This window comes from Coprothermobacter sp. (assembly GCA_013824685.1).
Taxonomy (GTDB): Bacteria; Caldisericota; Caldisericia; order Cryosericales; family Cryosericaceae; genus Cryosericum.
The window spans coordinates 17,689-35,198 of sequence record PNOG01000017.1; the positions used below are offsets into that span (position 1 = coordinate 17,689).

The 17,510-nt window shown below is 60.8% G+C and carries 13 protein-coding genes; 9 read left to right on the forward strand and 4 right to left on the reverse strand.

Translation table 11 applies throughout. The features are described from left to right. Nucleotides 1-57 precede the first annotated feature (57 nt). Nucleotides 58-1,059 carry a hypothetical protein gene (locus C0398_05325; GenBank protein MBA4365412.1) on the forward strand — a complete coding sequence of 334 codons (1,002 nt, stop codon included), beginning with the start codon at nucleotides 58-60 and terminating at the stop codon, nucleotides 1,057-1,059. Between the two features lie 71 nt (nucleotides 1,060-1,130). Here C0398_05325 and C0398_05330 read toward each other — a convergent pair whose 3' ends face one another. The 3 genes from C0398_05330 to C0398_05340 form a co-directional block, all read right to left on the reverse strand. Next, entirely contained in the window at nucleotides 1,131-2,402 is a 1,272-nt protein-coding gene (locus C0398_05330; GenBank protein MBA4365413.1) for a hypothetical protein, read from the reverse strand. 23 nt (nucleotides 2,403-2,425) lie between these two features. Next, nucleotides 2,426-3,229 (reverse strand): hypothetical protein, encoded by an 804-nt coding sequence (locus tag C0398_05335; GenBank protein ID MBA4365414.1) that lies wholly within the window; start codon nucleotides 3,227-3,229, stop codon nucleotides 2,426-2,428. A gap of 228 nt (nucleotides 3,230-3,457) precedes the next feature. Beyond that, complete coding sequence (locus tag C0398_05340; GenBank protein ID MBA4365415.1) at nucleotides 3,458-7,714, reverse strand: hypothetical protein; 4,257 nt, start codon at nucleotides 7,712-7,714, stop codon at nucleotides 3,458-3,460. Nucleotides 7,715-7,935: 221 nt separating this feature from the next. On the opposite strand from C0398_05340, the gene C0398_05345 reads away from it, so the two are divergent. Beyond that, nucleotides 7,936-9,063: a hypothetical protein gene (locus tag C0398_05345; GenBank protein MBA4365416.1), complete on the forward strand. Its 1,128-nt coding sequence runs from the start codon at nucleotides 7,936-7,938 to the stop codon at nucleotides 9,061-9,063. 1 nt (nucleotide 9,064) lies between these two features. Here C0398_05345 and C0398_05350 read toward each other — a convergent pair whose 3' ends face one another. Continuing rightward, nucleotides 9,065-10,336 (reverse strand): PTS ascorbate transporter subunit IIC, encoded by a 1,272-nt coding sequence (locus tag C0398_05350; protein ID MBA4365417.1) that lies wholly within the window; start codon nucleotides 10,334-10,336, stop codon nucleotides 9,065-9,067. 203 nt (nucleotides 10,337-10,539) lie between these two features. Here C0398_05350 and C0398_05355 point away from each other — a divergent pair, with 203 nt between their 5' ends. The 7 genes from C0398_05355 (at nucleotide 10,540) to C0398_05385 (ending at nucleotide 17,479) form a co-directional block, all read left to right on the forward strand. After that, nucleotides 10,540-12,012, forward strand: coding sequence for a ribonuclease II (locus C0398_05355; GenBank protein ID MBA4365418.1), 1,473 nt, complete (start codon nucleotides 10,540-10,542; stop codon nucleotides 12,010-12,012). A gap of 190 nt (nucleotides 12,013-12,202) precedes the next feature. Next, nucleotides 12,203-13,159, forward strand: a complete 957-nt coding sequence (locus C0398_05360) for an aspartate carbamoyltransferase (GenBank protein MBA4365419.1) — start codon at nucleotides 12,203-12,205, stop codon at nucleotides 13,157-13,159. Between the two features lies 1 nt (nucleotide 13,160). Next, entirely contained in the window at nucleotides 13,161-13,592 is a 432-nt protein-coding gene (locus tag C0398_05365; GenBank protein MBA4365420.1) for an aspartate carbamoyltransferase regulatory subunit, read from the forward strand. 111 nt (nucleotides 13,593-13,703) lie between these two features. Next, nucleotides 13,704-14,861, forward strand: coding sequence for a dihydroorotase (locus C0398_05370; GenBank protein MBA4365421.1), 1,158 nt, complete (start codon nucleotides 13,704-13,706; stop codon nucleotides 14,859-14,861). Continuing rightward, nucleotides 14,858-15,841 carry an orotidine-5'-phosphate decarboxylase gene (pyrF, locus tag C0398_05375; protein ID MBA4365422.1) on the forward strand — a complete coding sequence of 328 codons (984 nt, stop codon included), beginning with the start codon at nucleotides 14,858-14,860 and terminating at the stop codon, nucleotides 15,839-15,841. The genes C0398_05370 and pyrF overlap by 4 nt, the downstream gene beginning before the upstream one ends. Then, nucleotides 15,727-16,587, forward strand: a complete 861-nt coding sequence (locus C0398_05380; GenBank protein MBA4365423.1) for a dihydroorotate dehydrogenase electron transfer subunit — start codon at nucleotides 15,727-15,729, stop codon at nucleotides 16,585-16,587. The genes pyrF and C0398_05380 overlap by 115 nt, the downstream gene beginning before the upstream one ends. Then, nucleotides 16,580-17,479 (forward strand): dihydroorotate dehydrogenase, encoded by a 900-nt coding sequence (locus C0398_05385; GenBank protein ID MBA4365424.1) that lies wholly within the window; start codon nucleotides 16,580-16,582, stop codon nucleotides 17,477-17,479. The genes C0398_05380 and C0398_05385 overlap by 8 nt, the downstream gene beginning before the upstream one ends. Nucleotides 17,480-17,510 lie beyond the last annotated feature (31 nt).

The window sequence follows — 17,510 nt, forward strand, 5'->3', positions numbered from 1 at the left end:
TTTCGTATCCGCCCCGACTACTGGCAAAGCGTCTACACGGGTTCCACGGAGGTCGCATTGACTGATGAAAAACGTTCCTATAAGGTCGTGCCGACCACCGAGTGCCGCGACCTTGACCACTGGGCGGCCGTCCGGGTTCCCGACGCGGCCTTCGCGGAAGTCGACACGGTACGCGTCGCGTTCGTCGACGGCGTGCGCCGCACCGACATGCACGGCATCATCGACGGCAACCCCCCGTACTATGGCGTCTTCGGTTCCGTGGCCGCGGGCTGCATGCAGATGTGCGGCTCTCGCGCCCACGACGTCACCGAGGCATTGTGCGACGAGGCGGTACGGCACTACTTCGTGACCAACGCGCCCGATCCGGACACGAAGACGCTCAAGCTGGTGAGCGAGGCGTCGTGCCCGTTCGACGTGGAGTATGAGATTCGCAGTGCCGCAAGCCATGAGCCGGGCGACTTCGGCCAGGAGCTCAACAACCTCATGCAGGAGCTGGAACACAGTGTCGCACAGAAAGAAGTCGACCGTCCGGATGTGCAGGCGGTCATGACGGACGGTCCCATCCCCTACGAACACCGCCTGGCAGCCGGGACCGGCAAGTTGGCAGGCATCATCAAGAACGTCCAGGAGGCCTACCTCCAGCGTGAGCAGTTTGCAACGGTGCTCGACCTCAAAGCCGCGGAACGAACCCCGATCTTTGAGATACGCTACCCGGAAAGCAGTGGCAGCAGCAAGATGAGCTTCTTCCTGCGCCTTCGAGCCGTCACGCCCTTCGCCAGCCAGATGGCCAACCTGGTCCGCATCGAGATCCCCGTCATGGGGCTGACCGAGGCCATACACTTGGCCAACCTCGCCTCCGCCATCGCGGTGCACTACTCCAGCAACCTGTGGGGCGACACCAGAGCGCCGCAGAACCTGTATCCCGTGGGAGCACTCGAGACAGCGCTGAAGAAGCGGCTTGGAGACCAGCGCTTTCTGCGCAGCGTCATCATGCGGACGCTCGCCGCCGACGAAACGCCGGCACCAAGACCAGCGCAGGCTCCTTCATGTGAGCCATGACCCATCGCGCCGCTGTCGCCGTCCATCCAGGCAGCTCATGAGCTGCCTGGATGCATTTCAGGAACAATACACTATTTGTAGAAAATGGCGAACAAAACACCAGCTACGAAAATATTGATGAACGTAATCGGTACAACCGCCTTCAAATAGTCCTTCCACTCCACATCAACGCCCGCCTTGGACAATATTGAAAGACCAATAACGTTTGCTGACGCACCAATTGGCGTGAAATTTCCTCCTACGTCTGTGCCGAAGCTTACGATCAGTCCCATGCTCAACAACGATACGGCTCCTGCTGGTGCAAGGAGTTTCACGACGGGCACCATAGATGCTGCGAAAGGAACGTTATCAATAACGCCAGAGAGAATGCCTGACATCCAAAGAAGGATACCTTTTGTAAGAAGAGCGCTTCCATTTGAAACGTGCGCGATGGCTTTACTAATCGATCCGATGACCCCGGTCTTTTCCAGCGAACCTATGATGATGAACAGTGTGCTGAAGAACAGGAGCACTTCCCAGTCAATGGACTCCCAGATATTTGCCACCTTCTTCCCATTGAGCATAAGTCCCAGAGAAGCCCCGATAAGTCCTGCATATGCTACCGGCATATTGATCTTTTCATGCAGTATCAGCAGGACGATCGCTACGGCGAAACTGACCATTGATGCGACCATCATGTAATAATCCTTCACGTGCTCCCTGGGGTTCAGGTTTTTCAGGTAATCCGCATCAAACTTCTCCGACTTCTTAAACATCTTCTTGTAAAACAGGACGAAGTACAGCGTATTCAACAAGAGAATCGCCATTGAAATTGGCGCAAGGTACTTGATAAACTGGACAAGGGTGATCCCCAGGCCTGTCCCGAGGATGATGTTTGGAGGATCGCCCATGAGCGTCGCGCTGCCGCCGATATTCGCAGCGGTGATCTGTGAGAGGACAAATGGGACCGGACTCATCTTCAATTTCTTGGCGATTTGTATCGACAAGGCGCTCATAAAGAGAAGGACAGTGATGCTGTCCATAAATGCCGCAAGCAATCCCGTGAGCAGGGCAAACGCGATCAGGACATTGATGGGCACACCTTTCGTAAGCTTGAGGACTTTGACACTCAGGAAATCAAAAAAACCGCTATCTGTCAGCATTCTTACCAGAATGAACATGCCAAAGATAAGCCCAATTGCGTCCCAGTTAATTGAAGTGACAATTTCTCGTGGCTCAAGGACGCCAAGGACGACAAGCAGGAAGGCTCCCACCAGGGAAACGCTTGAGCGCGGCAGGACGTTGAAAATGATGAAAGCGTATACCAGGACGAATATGACCAGTGAAGTTATCTGAGGACTCATATGTCTACGTTATCTCCTTGAAGTCAATCGCAAACCAGCAGGAACGGCTTTGGAAGAAATGCCACAATGAGTCTAATGGTGGGATCAAGCGCAAGAGGACGGAATATGAATCTTAGCTTATAACTCTTTCTTGGTGAGCCTCTACTACCGATGATGATGTCAGCGTTTGAGGCTTGAGACATGACAGAGGAGACTTCTTTGCCGTGCTCGGCAAAACTGAAATCAGCACCCACTTTGGAGTCTGCCAGGATTGACTCGACCCTTGTCTTGACGCTCTCTTTATTGTCGCTTAACACAAGCACGTCTACGGGGCTCTTCCACTGAGCTGCAACTTCGCCTGTTATCCGGGTCGCAAGTTCAGAATACTTGCTACCGGAAGTGGGATGTAGAATTCTTGGGGTTGGATTGGACTTCAAGTCCTCTCCAAGAAGCAACTCGGGGATATTGGAGTGCATGATTATGGAGAATGTCGTCTTGCCCAGCTTGATTTTGTTGGCAGTCATTCCAGCATGAGTCTCCATGACAATGAGGTCAATCTCGTTGTTGCGAGCAAAACCGCAGATCTCATCAACGGGATTCCCGACCTCGGTCTTTGTTGTGAACTGAATCGACCTCTTTTCAAGAAGATCCTCGAGCATCAACAGTGTTTGCTGGCTCAATTCGTTCATTTCCTTGTACACTGCTTTTGCATAGTAACCCGCAAACGAGCCGAGATTGATGATACTGAAAAGGTAGAAGAAAGCATCAGGGAAAAGCGTTGTAGTGTACTCAACTACATCCTTCATGACTTCAGAGTTATCAATGACTATGAGAATCTTCTTGAACATTCGACTGGCCCCCTTGCTTAGGCAATGCCTGGAGTGAGCAATTCTCTAAGATTCGTGCGAATTCTAGATGTGTCTGGGCAAATTGCAAGTTCCTTGAGTCTGCTCTTCCTGGTTCCACTTTTGGCATGTTCAGGACGGCTTTTCTCCCTCGTATCCGTCCTCGTTGTCCCTTGAGGATTTCCCCTCTGCAACACGCGTTCGAGCCCAACGCGACGCCGGCGAGAAACGTCAAGCTGCCGGTGGTCTCCTGCGGTGCCTGGTCACCCATGCCTCGATGATGAACACCAACGCCAGGAGCGCGACGAAGGAAATGACAAGAAGCCACAGCAGGGACATGCCACGGGATCCTTCCGTCCCACTCTGGTCTCCTGAGCCGGGAGAGGAGGGCAGTGTCACCCGGAGCGGCTCGGACATCGGTCCTTCGGCGTCGGCAGAGGTCAGCCCCGTGGCGGCATACAAGTACGTCGCCCCGGACCGGACGTTCGTGTCGACAAATGCGCCTGCTCCAGCCTTCACCGTAGACATGCGGTGATAGACAATGCCAGCTGCGGGCTCTGCGCGCCAGAGGACGAATGACGTCGGCCGGCCTCCGCCTGTACCGGCCTCTAGTCCGAGCCGCACCCTCTCTTTACTCACGTCTTCGAGTCGTAGCACGGGCGGCGCCGGCGCCGGCCGCACCTCGAGACTGAACGTTGCACTGCCCTTGTTCCCGGTACCGTCAGTGGCCTGGACGGTCAGTACATGGCTGCCTTCCGCAAGAGGATCGACGACGGTGAGCGTCCCTTGCAGGGCCGCCGCAGACCAGTCCGCCTGGACTGGGTTGCCGTCGATCGAAGCGGTGAACGTCGACGGCACAATGCCAGCTCCCTGGTCACGACACGCCACGGTCAGTTGTGGCAGTAGCGCGGTCACGACCGGTGGCGTCCCGGACGGGAGCAGCAGCTCGAATGCTGGAGGCAGTGTGTCGGATCCGATACAGTAGCCACCCAGCTGGCTGATCTGCGCCGTGAGCTTCCTCGCCGTCTTGTCGTGCGCTGCCGGCACCGGCGTCCAGCTCCGTGTCCGTAGGTCATAGTGGTAGACCCCAAAGGTCTCAGGGTCGCGCACGCCCACGGCCCCAGCAGTGTAGCTGATGCTCAGCGACGCCGGCTTCGAAAAGATACCGTTCTCCGGCTGCAGCGTGTAGATGCCACCCACGGAGAACCCGGAACCGTCCGAAGGAGCCGCAATCTGAGTCACTCGCTTGGTCGACGTGGCGGCAACCGGAACTACCCACACACCGGGCGCGGCGCCCAATGGCGACAGCAGGATGCTCGTCCCCTTTCCGATGACTGTCGTCGCGCCACCCAGCAGTTCGCCCCCGAGGTCCGCTCCGGTCGACAGGATCGTGTCCGCCGCCGAGGAGAGCAGACCTGTCGCGATATCCCATACCTTGGAAAGGAGTTCGCCGACGACCTTGAGCAGTTCGACGATGACACTCGACAGCGAATCCACCTGGGCACTGAACAGGCTCGTGGGATACGACTCCAGCTTGACCATGCGGCCGATCCGGAGTTCTTTGTCGACCGGAACGAACAGTCCCCGCTCGACTGGATACGACTGATAACGTCCCCAGGTAGGCTTGATGGCCAGATCGACCTCGGTGCCGAGGATATTGACGCCCAGTCCAACCTCGATGCTGGTCGGGTTCTTGTCCTGCGTGACGACGTGTTCATACGGGATCGCGACCGACGAGACGGCATTCACGACACTGTGAAGGATCTCCCCGCAGAACTCCTTGCCAATAACCAGGCGTTGATCACTCAGTGACGCGGCAGTCGGAGCCAGTGCCATGAACTGTGCGATAGCCGCTTCTGTTGCGACGCCGAGTACGGAGCGGTCTACCGTGAGCCTCGTCTCCTGGGACTCACCGCGACCGTCTGGCGGCACCGACATGGTGACGACGAACCGTTCGAACGACGTGTTCAAAGGGTCTACGACGACTTCTGCCGAGACCGCATCGGCGCTGGACCATCCAAGCACCGAGTATCCGAGCGCCTCCAGCACCGAGAACGATACCCCTATCTGGACAGCCGCCTTGCCGCTGACCTCACCTACCCCAGGATATCCTGTGATGGAAACGAGGAACTTCTCACCGACCCCTGCCTTGCCGATACTCACGCCACTGAGGCTCTTGACGCTCGAGGCCCCGCTGGACGTCTTCTTGTCGCTCTTGGCAAGTTCGAGAGCCACGCCCGCCACTTCCCCGGATATGCCAACGGACATTCCGCCAGTGATGTGCTCCATTTCCACGTCGCTGGACAGTGCTGCTGCAATGGCACTCTGCGCTACGCCCATGATGGTCGTGACGCCAGCGCTAGTGACCTGGCTCACCCCACACAGGAGGGCAAGCGCTGCCATCAGCTTGTCGGTGGTGGAGCACTCCGATGGCTGATTGAACAGGGTGGCAAAGTCGATGAACGTGCCGACGGTTGCCTTGGCCGACGCATCGGCCGCCTTGGCCTGCACGGTACCGAACCGCACCTTGCCGAGGTCTCCCTGGACGCCGATCGCCGCCTCTGCCGACATGCTGTCGGTCACCGACATCGAGCCGTCACCATCTCGAGCTGGATCACCGGCAGTCCTTGTCACGACCATGCCCCCGCCTTGCTGGGCAGCCCCAAAGACGCCACCTCCGATGCCGAGTCCCACTTTCCCCGCAATGCCGCTTCCCATCATCCAGTTCGTCGACCACGAGAGCGGCAAAACATCGGTTGCGAAGTCAGGAGCACTGGACAGCACACTGCGGCGACCATTCACGCGCACACGGTCGATGGTGAGTGTGCTGTCCCAGTGCTGCACCTTGGCAGTCCGCGGCACGAAGAAGCTGAAGGAGATCTCCCCGTGTTCATCCGAAGTGGCCGTCCGTGCAGTATTCGAGAACGGGCCATAGTAGCGCAGCTCCGCGCCGGTGACGGTCTTGCCCTCAGCATCCAGCACCGTGTAGTACCGGTACATTGTCCCACCCTGCATGATGGACGAAGGAGTGATTGGGTCGGCAGGATACAGTGGCAGCAGGGTCAGCGTCGCGAGGGCAGTCCCCTCGACCTCGGTGCCAGCAAGTCCCGCATCCGACGGCGATACCTGCATATCCCCGACATCGCACGTGACGGTCTGAGAGGTCCTGGTAGACGCCGCCGACGTGACCGTCGGGTGCTCGATACGAACGAGCCGGGCGTTTCCGATATCGACCCGTGTCAGGTAGCTGCCCAGCTTCCCTGCCGAGCCGTCTGCCCCCATGCGGATGACGAACGCGTCCCAGTCTGATGTGTTTGTACGGTTGCTCGTGGCTGCCCAAGCCAAGCCCCCGTCGTCCATTGCGATGACGGCCCCAGGGCGACCAGCCGCAGTGAAGACCTCGCGGTCGACCGTCGACATCCAGGCAACATCTCCCCCGGCGGTCAACTTCATCGCGAGGCCATCATATCCGTAGTCCTCGTGTTCACTGAACTCGGTCGTGGCCCCTACGAGGACAAGGCTGCCGTCAGAACCCACGTCGATGCCCTGCAGGCCGGCATCAGCGCTACCTTTCCTCAGCCCACCGACCCATGTGGTCCACTGCACGGCTCCGCCCGTGTCCAACTTGATGACGTTTGTCCCAAAGCAACCTTGGGAGTAGCGCCACTGACACAGGACAAGGCCCGTGGATGTCATGATCATGTTTATCATCTGGCCATACGAAGACGTCGGCGTCGTAGTGTCTTCATAGGCGAGCGAGCGCTGGACCTTGCCATCCGCGCTCAGCCACAGCAGCCCGACTGTATGTGTCCCGTCCGTCTGGTCCGGCGACGTCGCACCGAGGAGGAATCCTCCGCCGGGAAGCGCGAGAACACGCGCACCGATGAATTGCTGCAAGGCATACGCCTTCGTCCAGATTGCCGTGCCGTCCGACTTCAGCCTACAGAGGAAAACGCGGTAATCGTACGTGACCCCGCAGGCGGCAAACCCCCCGTCCGCAAGCTGCACTGCATCCGTGAAAGCGGTCACATGCCACGCGTCGGATGCCGTGTGGACCTGGTAGCTGTGTGCCCACCGGACCGTCCCGGAGTCGTTGAGCCGCACAAGCTCCTGCCCTCGGAAGACCAGCATCCCACTGGGGGTGCAGGTGATCGCCCTTATGATCTCGTCTGCATTGGTGCCACCAGTGCCGTAGGTGTTGCTCCACCGTACGTCGCCGTCGGGGCTCAGACGCGTGACGAACAGGCCTCCATCCAGCGTCCCTGTGACGGCGATGTCGCCGTCAGGCATCCGCAGGATCCCTTTGCCGAATGCGCCACCGTTGCCACCATAGGTCCGCGCCCAGGTCGACGTAGCGTCCAGCCGGGCAACGGGCGGCACCGCGGCGGCGGTCAGGACGAGAACCAGAAGCATACAGACGTTCCTGCGCCAGTTCAGGTTCCAGCGTGCGGAACATGTTCGCGGTGTTGCACTCCACAGGCTATGCATACTCCACCCCCTGCACCGATCTCGACGCTCAGACGCTGCCTCGTATTGCCAGCATGCTAGCAGGAATGCCGGGGCGATACAAGAGCTCTCCGACGCGTGACGCCGGCGCGGCGCGCGCTATACTGGCGTGACAGCATCCTTGGAGGCGAGATGACATATCCACAACCGTTGAGCGTTCGCAGCATGCATAGACCGATCCGTGTCCGGTTCTCTTCATCCCCATGAAGCTAACAGCACTGCACATCACTGCGCGGCAAGCGGCCGACTTCGCCCTGGCACGGGGTGGCATCTCGCAGCCGTTCGACGAGCCGCTTGCGGCCGTCCGTGCCATGGTCGCCGTCCAGGCGCAGTATGCCGCATCCATCCCATTTGCGGTCCATGCCCGCTGCCCGTCGGCCCCGCGCGCGTGGGCCGACCGTGCGCTGGCTCACGACCGGTCGCTCGTCAAGACGTGGTGTCTTCGCGGCACCCTGCATACGCTGGCGACTGAGGACCTCGCCCTCATGGTCGGCTCATTTGGCGAACGGTATCACCTCGCAGTCGAGCGGGTGATGCTGCGCATGTGCGACATGGATACCGTCGCATGGCATCGCGTCGAGCAGGACGTCCTGCATGCGCTCGCAGGGGGACCACTGGACCGCACGGCGCTCCACGCAGCCGTCCCCCGACTCCGGGACGTACCGTGGTCAGGCTGGGGCGAAGACGTGAAAGGGCTTGCGTACCAGGGAGACCTTCTCATGGTTGGCAGCAAGGGCTCGAGGCCTGTCTTTGCCCGCCGTGACAACTGGCTGCCCGACCTGCACTTCCGTCCGCGCACGCGCATCAAGTCCCTCGAGGAGCTGCTGGTCCGCTATCTGCGGACGTTTGCCCCGGCGACCCTCAGCGACTTCGCCCACTGGACGGGCCTGCCTGTGGCCACGGTGCGCGACACCGCCACCCGGGCAGCCACACTCCTGGTGCCCGTGGCTGTCGAAGGCCGCAGCTCTCCCCTGCTGGCCCTGGCGGAGGACGCGGATGTCCTTCAGAAGCCTCTACCCGACGCTCCAGCAGTCACCTTCCTGCCCAAGTTTGACGCCATGCTTCTTGCCTGGAAAGATCCATCCCGCGTTCTCGACGGCGGAGATCGTGACGCCGTGTTCCGCCCGGCGGGTCAGATCGAAGCCGTCGTCCTTCTCCACGGACACGCGGCGGCAACCTGGCGTGTAAAGCAAGGGGCGAGCGCAATACACGTCACCGTCGCGCCCGTCCGGCACGTGAGCAGCGTTGCACGGCGGCAGGTCGAGGCCGCCTTCGAGCATCTGGGCGCCTGGTCGGGCGCGCGCAGAACAGCGGTGTCCTGGCAGGACTGATTTAGTGGAACAGGCGCGCGATGTTCCCGACCACGACGCCGACCCACAGGAAATCGGCGTCGCTCCAGGTCGTGTTCAGCGTGCTCAGTTGTGGCCCGAGCAGCGGCAGCAACAGTGCGGGCAGGATGCTGATGATGACACCGTTGGCGAACCCGCCCAAGACCGCGCCCTTGCGTCCGCCCGTCGCATTGCCGAAGATGGCAGCCGTTGCACCGGTGAAGAAGTGCGGCACAAGGTTGGGGATGATGATCGGCAGGCGCAGCGCCTGCAGGAGAACCATGCACAGAACACCGGCGGCCAGAGACGACAGGAACCCGATCATCATCGCCGTCGGCGCTTTTGGGAACGTGACAGCAACATCGAGTGCCGGTTTGGCGTTGGGGACGATCTTCTCGCCGATCCCCCGGAAGGCGGGTGTGATCTCGGCCAGGGTCATGTTGACGCCGATGACGATGATGGCCATGCCGGCGGCGAATGTCATCGCCTGGACAAATGCAAAGACCAGCGGATGCTGGGTGACCCCCAGCGTATCCCGCACGAAGGTGGAGCCTGCTTTGAGCGTGACCACCATGAAGAGAACGGTCATGACTAGTCCCGAGGAGATCAGTGAATCACGCAGGAAGTCGAGCCCTTTGGGCAGCCTGATGTTCTCGGTCGACTGGTTCCTGTCGCCGAACCACTTGCCCAGCAGTCCAGCGACGATGTATGACAGCGACCCGAAATGACCGACGGCGACCTCGTCTCCTCCCATCACCTGCCGCATGAACGGTTGAGCCAGTGCAGGCATCAGCGTCATGACCGTGCCCAGAAGAACGGAAGCCACCACCGTGACCCAGACCCCGGGTATGCCGGCTGCCGTCAGCACGGCGACCAGCAGGATAGCCATATAGAGTGTGTGATGACCGGTGAGAAAGATGTACTTCCACTTCGTCACACGCGCCAGAACAACATTGAACAGGAAACCGAAGATCATCACCCATCCCGGCTGCGAACCCAGAGCTTTGAGCGCGATTGCGATGACGGCTTCGTTGTTGGGCAGGACCCCACGGATGTGAAACCCGAACTGCAGCATCTGCCCCAGATAGTTCAGTGAGCTGATGAGTGTGGCCGCGCCGACACCGAGCACCAAGAAGCCAACGATCGTCTTGACAGTGCCCATCAGCACTTCACTGAACGATTTGTGCAGAACGACCAGGCCGACGAGTGCGACCATACTGACTAGCACCGCCGGCGTGCCCACAAAGTCCCTGATGAACGTGAATACTGACTGCATACCTGTCTCCTCCACCTGTCAACGTCTACAGATTGTCACCGATGTACCCTCGGGGCACAGACTCCTATTGTACAAGTCCTGCCGCACTCGGCAACCCGTGCGCTTTCATGGGACGCGCAACCATGAAGCGATTTTTGTTGACTCCACTATACTGACAGCAGGACTCAGGCAGAGTCTCACGCTGGAATGAAGGAGTTCCTATGATGATCAACGAAACCAGACACCGCGCAATTCTACAGGGCATCGCTCACCGTGTGATGCTCGAGCGGGGACTGCTTCCTGACTTCTCGGCAGAGGTACTGGCCGAACTGGACAGGATCACGGCACCCGCTGTCTCGGAGGGTGCAGGCCTCCATGACCTCAGGAACCTTCTGTGGTCTTCCATCGACAATGATGACTCGCTCGACCTGGACCAGCTTACGGTCGCGGAAGCCATGCAGGATGGAACCACCAGGATTCTCGTCGCCGTGGTCGACGTCGATGCTCTTGTCAAGGCCGGGTCCGCAATCGACGGCCACGCGCGCACCAACACGACGTCTGTGTACACCGCTGCAGAGAAGTTCGCCATGCTTCCCGACAGGCTGTCAACCGACCTCACCTCTCTCAATCAGGATCAGGATCGCCTGGCCATCGTCGTCGACATGGTCGTCGGCGCAGACGGCACTCTCCGGGGATCCGATGTCTACCGGGCCGTCGTCCGCAGTCACGCCAAACTGGCGTATAACAGTCTCGCAGCATGGCTGGAGGGAACCGGACCGATGCCACAACCGGTCGCGGCCGTACCCGGCCTGGCCGAGAACCTGTCGCTTCAGGACAGGATTGCCCAGCGCCTGAAGAACCACCGCCATAACCTCGGTGCGCTCAGCCTGCAGACCATCGAGGCAAGGCCGCTGTTCAAGGGCGATACAATCAGTAGTCTCCAAGTCAAGCAGAAGAACCGTGCCACTGAGCTCATCGAGGATTTCATGATCGCGGCCAACGGCGTCACGGTTCGCTTTCTCGCCGCCCACAAGTTCCCATCGATCCGCCGCGTGGTGCACACGCCCAAGCGCTGGGACCGCATCGTCGAAGTAGCCGCCGAGCATGGATTCGACCTTCCCCGCACTCCCAATTCAAAGGCGCTCGAGGACTTCCTGACCAGTGCGCAGGCGGCTGATCCGGTGACGTTCCCCGACCTGTCCCTCACGATCATCAAGCTCCTGGGGCCTGGCGAATATGCTGCAGAACTGCCAGGAGCGAATGCCGAGGGACACTTCGGCCTTGCTGTCCGGGACTACACCCATTCGACCGCGCCCAACCGCAGGTACCCGGACCTCGTGACTCAGCGCCTGCTGAAGGCAGTGCTCGGCGGGAGGCGTGCATCATATGGCATCGACGAGTTGACCGAACTGGCAGCCCACTGCACTGAGCAGGAAGATGCCGCCAATAAGGTGGAACGGCAGGTGGGCAAGTCTGCCGCGGCACTGCTCATCGGATCCCGGATCGGCGAACGGTTCGACGCCATCGTGACTGGCGCTGCTGCCAAGGGAACGTGGGCGCGACTGCTCACCCTTCCGGTCGAAGGCAGGGTGGTCCACGGCTTCAAAGGACTGGATGTCGGCCAGCGCACCCGGGTCCAGCTTCTCTCGGTAGATGTCGACAGGGGATTTATCGATTTCAAGAGGGTCCGTCGCTAGAAACGGGAGTTGAGACATCAGCTGACGGATGACGGCCCGGCATCAGATTGTCGTCCGTCAGCAGCGACTGTGCCCTCTTTCCGGCAAGACCGCCGCGTCATCTGTGAAGGGAAGCGCTTGCACGCCAACACGACTTTCATATACTTTTCAAGGGTCACGTGCCCCGTTACTCAGACAATGGGGGAACAGTATGCTCAAAGGCAGGCACCTGCTTGACCCGACGGACTTCAGTCCTGGGGAGCTCGACGAGATTTTCGACTTCGCTGACCAGATCATTCAATCTCCCGCTCAATTCAATCATCTCTGTGACTCCTCCATTCTCGCAACACTCTTCTACGAACCCTCCACGCGTACCCGTTTCAGCTTTGAGGCTGCCATGCTCCGTCTTGGCGGCAACGTTGTCGGCTTCTCCGAACCCAGCTCAAGCTCAGTCGCCAAGGGCGAAAGCGTTGCCGACACCATCCGCACGGTGGCGTGCTACGCTGACATCATCGTCATGCGTCACCCCAAGGAGGGGGCACCGCGCATCGCCAGTCAGTATTCCCCCGTTCCCGTCATCAACGCGGGCGACGGCGGCCACCTGCACCCGACGCAAACGCTGACGGACCTCCTGACCATCCGCTCGGTGAAGCACCAGCTGACGGGGCTCACCATCGGCTGCTGCGGGGACCTCAAGTTCGGCCGCACTGTCCATTCTCTGCTCAAGGCCACCTCACGCTACCCGGGCAACCGGTTCGTGCTCATCTCCCCCAAAGAACTGCGCGTCCCCGACTACGTCACCGCAGACCTGGCCGCCAAAGGCACGGCGTACCAGGAGGTCGAACGCCTCGACGAGGTCATCGGCGACCTGGACATCCTGTACATGACCCGTGTCCAGAAGGAACGCTTCTTCAACGAAGACGACTACGTCCGTCTCAAGGACGTCTACATTCTGAATGCCGAGAAGATGCGACTGGCCCGCAAGGACATGATCGTCATGCACCCGCTGCCGCGCGTCGGCGAGATCGCCTACGACATCGACGACGACCCGCGCGCCTACTACTTCAAGCAGGCGAAATTTGGCATGTATGTGCGCATGGCCCTGATTTCGAAACTGCTGGGGAAAGCACCCCTCACCTTGGACGAAAGGGCTCGGGGGGTGAGCTGAGATGTTGACCATCACGAGCATCAGGAATGGCATCGTCATCGACCACATCCGCGCAGGCCTCGGCATCCGTATGTTCTATCAGCTGGGTCTGGACAAGGCCGACTACTCGGTCGCCCTCATCATGAATGCGGCCAGTACACGCCTCGGGCGCAAGGATATCATCAAGATCGAGAACAACGTCGACTTTGATGTCACGATGCTGGCGCTCATCGACCCGAACGTCACCATCAACGTCATCGAAGACGAGCACATCGTGCGCAAGGTGAAGCCCGAGCTGCCGGAGCGGGTCGAGGACATCATCAAGTGCAAGAACCCGCGCTGCATCACGTCCGTCGAGAAGTACGTGCCGCACGTCTTCACGCTGGTGAACCGTGAACTCGGCCAGTACCGTTGCCAGTACTGCGACGAGATCTATACCGTCGGCCAGGACTGAGGGAAGATGGTATCTGACACCACATCGCTCCTGATACATGGGGCACGCGTGGTCAGAAGCACCCCTTGCCTTGGACAAAAGGGCTCGGGGGATTCCGTCCAGGACGGAGCAATGGACATCCTTGTCCGGGGTGGCGTCATCACCGCCGTCGAGAGGGGAATCTCCTCTGACGACGCCGCACTCGAAGCGGGCGGGCTCACGTGCCTGCCCGCTTTTTGCGACCTGCACGCCCACTTCAGGGATCCCGGGTTGACGCACAAGGAAGACCTCACGAGTGGCAGCCGCGCGGCTGCGCATGGTGGCTATACGGCCGTCAACCTCATGGCGAACACAAAACCTGTCATCAGCAGCAGGCTGCAAGTGCAGGACGTGCTGAACCGCGCGGCCTCCATTGGCCTCGTCGACGTGCACCAGTGCGCATCCATCACGCGCGACATGAACGGGCAAACGGTCGATCACCTCGAGACCCTGGGCCATGCTGTCCGCATCATCAGCGACGACGGCCGCGACGTCATGGACGCCCGGGTCATGCTGCAGGCGATGACAACCGCATCACACCTTGGTCTGACAGTCATGTGCCACTGCGAAGACATGAACCTCTCCGGCACTGACTATCGTCTGGCCGAAGACCTGATGACGCAGCGCAACATCGAGCTGGCGCGCGCGGCCGGCTGTCGTCTGCACATCGCACACGTCAGCACCGAGGGCTCCATGCGCGCCGTCATCGCAGCCAAGGAACGAGGGCAGGCGGTCACGTGTGAAGTCACCCCGCACCACCTGGCACTGACCAGCGCAACCAGTTACCGCGTGAACCCCCCGCTGCGGACACAGCAGGATGTGGACTTCCTGATCCGTGCCGTGGAACAAGGGTGGGTCGACGCCATCGCCACCGACCACGCACCCCACACGGCGGATGACAAAGCCGCCGGCGCTCCGGGTATGGTAGGTCTGGAAACGGCCTTCGGCGTCTGCTACACGACGCTGGTCCGCCCAGGGCACATCACGCTCGCACGGCTTACCGAACTCATGAGCAGAAATCCGGCACGCATCCTGGGCTTGAACAAGGGCTGCATCGCTCCCGGCTATGATGGAGACCTCGTGCTCGTCGACCTCAACACCCCGTGGACCGTCGACGCCATGACATTCGCGAGCAAGGGGCACAACACCCCATTCGACGGCCAGACGCTGGTCGGCCGCGTGATCATGACCATCCGGGCGGGGAGAATCGTTTACGATGATACCACATCAAACCAGGAGGTACGCCAATGATCGTCGACAAATTGTTTGATGCAGTAGCGATGCGCGGCCCCGTCTGCGTCGGGCTGGATACCGCCCTTGAGTACCTGCCGGAGCAGTTCCGCGCAGGATTCACGGGTCCCGGCGAGGCCCTGTTCCAGTTCAACCGGCGTATCGTGGACGCCACCATGCCAAGCTGCGCATGCTTCAAGCTGCAGATCGCCTACTACGAGGCACTGGGGCTGGAGGGGCTGCGCGCCTACGCCATGACACTGCGATACATCCGCAGCAAGGGCTGTATCGCCATCGCAGACATCAAGCGAGGTGACATCGCCGCAACCGCCCAGATGTATGCCAGGGCACACTTCGAAGGTGAGTTCGAGGCCGACTACGTGACCCTCTCGCCGTACATGGGCATGGACAGCATCGAACCCTGGCTGCCCTGGGTCCAGGACCATGAGAAGGGCCTCTTCGTCCTCATTCGCACAAGCAATCCGGGGGCCGTGGACATCCAGTATCTCGAGCAGAAGTCCGGCGCTCGCGTCTACACCGAGGTCGGTCGGCGTGTCGCCGAGCTTGGGGCACACACCATCGGCGCATGCGGCTACAGCAGTGTCGGGGGCGTCGTCGGCTGCACCCACGTGGAGGAGGCGCAGGCGCTGAGACAGCAGCTGAGCACTGTCTTCTTCCTGGTCCCTGGCTACGGCGCCCAGGGCGGCACGGCTGCCGACGTTGCACTGTACCTCACAAATGGCAATGGTGGCGTCGTCAACTCCAGCCGCGGCATCTTGCTCGCATGGAAGAAACGGGAAGACGGAAGCACCCCTCAGAAGCACCCCTCGCATGGGAATAAAGTGCTCGGGGGCCTTGAAGAACACCTCGCATCTTGGACAAAAGGATGCGAGGGACAAAAGGGCTCGGGGGGTGCTGCGCACTTCGACTCCTGTGCAGCAGCCGAAGTGGAACGCATGCGCGCCGACATCGTCAGCGCGGTAGCGGCAGTCCCAAAATGACCACACCTTCCCCCGTCTTCACAACCATCCCGGTGCTCTCGCACGAGCAGCTCACCAGCGACGTCTGGAGGCTGACGGTCGACACGCCGGCCGCTGGCGCCCCTGGTCAGTTTTATCTCGTGCGAGCGTGGGGACACGACCCTCTCCTGTCACGACCACTAAGCATTCATGACGTCGGACCGGGGATGGTCAGCTTCCTCTACCAGGTACGCGGAAAGGGGACCGAGCTGCTGACACATTTGGCGCCGGGCGACACGCTCACCGTCACTGGGCCACTGGGCCACGGGTTTCGTACCGAGGACCTCCACGGAAACGTCGCCATCGTCACCGGCGGCATCGGGATCGCCCCGGCGCTCTACCTGGTCCGATCACTGCCAGAGTGTCACGTGACGGTCGTCGCCGGATTCCGCCACGAGGTCTACGGCCTGTCCGAGTTCCGGCTCCTGGGCACGGACGTGCTGGTCGCGACCGAGGACGGCTGCCAGGGTGCAGGGGGCTTCTGTACCGACATCTTTGACCCCACCGCATTCGACACGGTCCTGGCGTGCGGACCGACCCCCATGATGGCCCGCGTGGCCGACCTCTGCGCAAGGGCCGGTGTGCCCTGCCAAGTCTCGCTCGAAGCACATATGGCGTGCGGCGTCGGCGCCTGTCTGGTCTGCCCATGCGCGACAGTCGTCGGCAACAAGCGCGTCTGCGCCGACGGTCCAGTGTTTGACGCAGCGGAGGTGATCTGGCATGCTTGAGACAACCCTGTGCGGCATCACGCTCAAGAACCCCGTCATCGCGGCATCCGGCACCTTTGGCTTTGGCGCCGAGTACGGGCAGCTGTTCGATGTCGGCAGGCTGGGCGGCATCTGCACCAAGGGTCTCACCCTGCATCCACGCGAGGGCAACCTCGGCCTGCGCGTGTGGGAGACACCCGCCGGCATGATGAACTCAGTGGGTCTCCAGAACCCTGGCATCCCAGGATTCCTGGAGCGCGAGCTGCCGCGCATGCGCACGCTGGGCACTGTCGTCATCGCCAACGTCGGCGGGGGTGACCTGGAGGAATACGTCGAAGGCGTCCGCCTGCTCTCCAATGCCGAGGGCGTCGACATCGTCGAACTCAACATCAGCTGCCCCAATGTGCACGAAGGCGGCATGGCCTTCGGCATCAACAGCGACGTGGCAGCGGGCGTCGTCACGGCGGTTCGCCGCGTGTGCAGCAAGCCACTCATGGTTAAACTGTCTCCCAACGCCGAAGACATCACGGCGATGGCGGTCGCCTGCGAACAGGCGGGAGCTGACGCTGTCTCGCTGGTCAACACCTTCAAGGCCCTGGCAATCGATATCCACACCCGCAAACCGGTCTTCGACAATGTGACCGCCGGCCTTTCCGGTCCGTGCATCAAGCCCATCGCCCTGCGCATGGTCTGGGAAGTGGCCCGTGCCGTCCACATCCCAGTCGTCGGCATCGGGGGCATCACCACCTGGGAGGACGCCCTCGAGTTCATCATGGCCGGCGCGACCGCGGTGCAGGTCGGCACCGCAACCTTCGTCAAGCCGACCGCCATGCAGGGCATCGTGGCTGGCCTCGAACGCTACTGTACAGCCGAGCACCTGACCAGCCTCGCGACCGTCCGTCACATCTTGTAACAGGGGACAGTCGTAGTTGTTGTAACATCCT

Excerpts from the sequence above, each read along its gene's own strand:
- C0398_05340 (MBA4365415.1), bottom strand. The coding sequence starts at position 7,714 with ATGCATAGCCTGTGGAGTGCAACACCGCGAACATGTTCCGCACGCTGG.
- C0398_05345 (MBA4365416.1), top strand. The coding sequence starts at position 7,936 with ATGAAGCTAACAGCACTGCACATCACTGCGCGGCAAGCGGCCGACTTC.
- C0398_05380 (MBA4365423.1), top strand. The coding sequence starts at position 15,727 with ATGCGAGGGACAAAAGGGCTCGGGGGGTGCTGCGCACTTCGACTCCTG.
- C0398_05370 (MBA4365421.1), top strand. The coding sequence starts at position 13,704 with ATGGACATCCTTGTCCGGGGTGGCGTCATCACCGCCGTCGAGAGGGGA.
- C0398_05360 (MBA4365419.1), top strand. The coding sequence starts at position 12,203 with ATGCTCAAAGGCAGGCACCTGCTTGACCCGACGGACTTCAGTCCTGGG.
- C0398_05335 (MBA4365414.1), bottom strand. The coding sequence starts at position 3,229 with ATGTTCAAGAAGATTCTCATAGTCATTGATAACTCTGAAGTCATGAAG.
- C0398_05355 (MBA4365418.1), top strand. The coding sequence starts at position 10,540 with ATGATCAACGAAACCAGACACCGCGCAATTCTACAGGGCATCGCTCAC.
- C0398_05330 (MBA4365413.1), bottom strand. The coding sequence starts at position 2,402 with ATGAGTCCTCAGATAACTTCACTGGTCATATTCGTCCTGGTATACGCT.
- pyrF (MBA4365422.1), top strand. The coding sequence starts at position 14,858 with ATGATCGTCGACAAATTGTTTGATGCAGTAGCGATGCGCGGCCCCGTC.
- C0398_05385 (MBA4365424.1), top strand. The coding sequence starts at position 16,580 with ATGCTTGAGACAACCCTGTGCGGCATCACGCTCAAGAACCCCGTCATC.
- C0398_05365 (MBA4365420.1), top strand. The coding sequence starts at position 13,161 with ATGTTGACCATCACGAGCATCAGGAATGGCATCGTCATCGACCACATC.
- C0398_05350 (MBA4365417.1), bottom strand. The coding sequence starts at position 10,336 with ATGCAGTCAGTATTCACGTTCATCAGGGACTTTGTGGGCACGCCGGCG.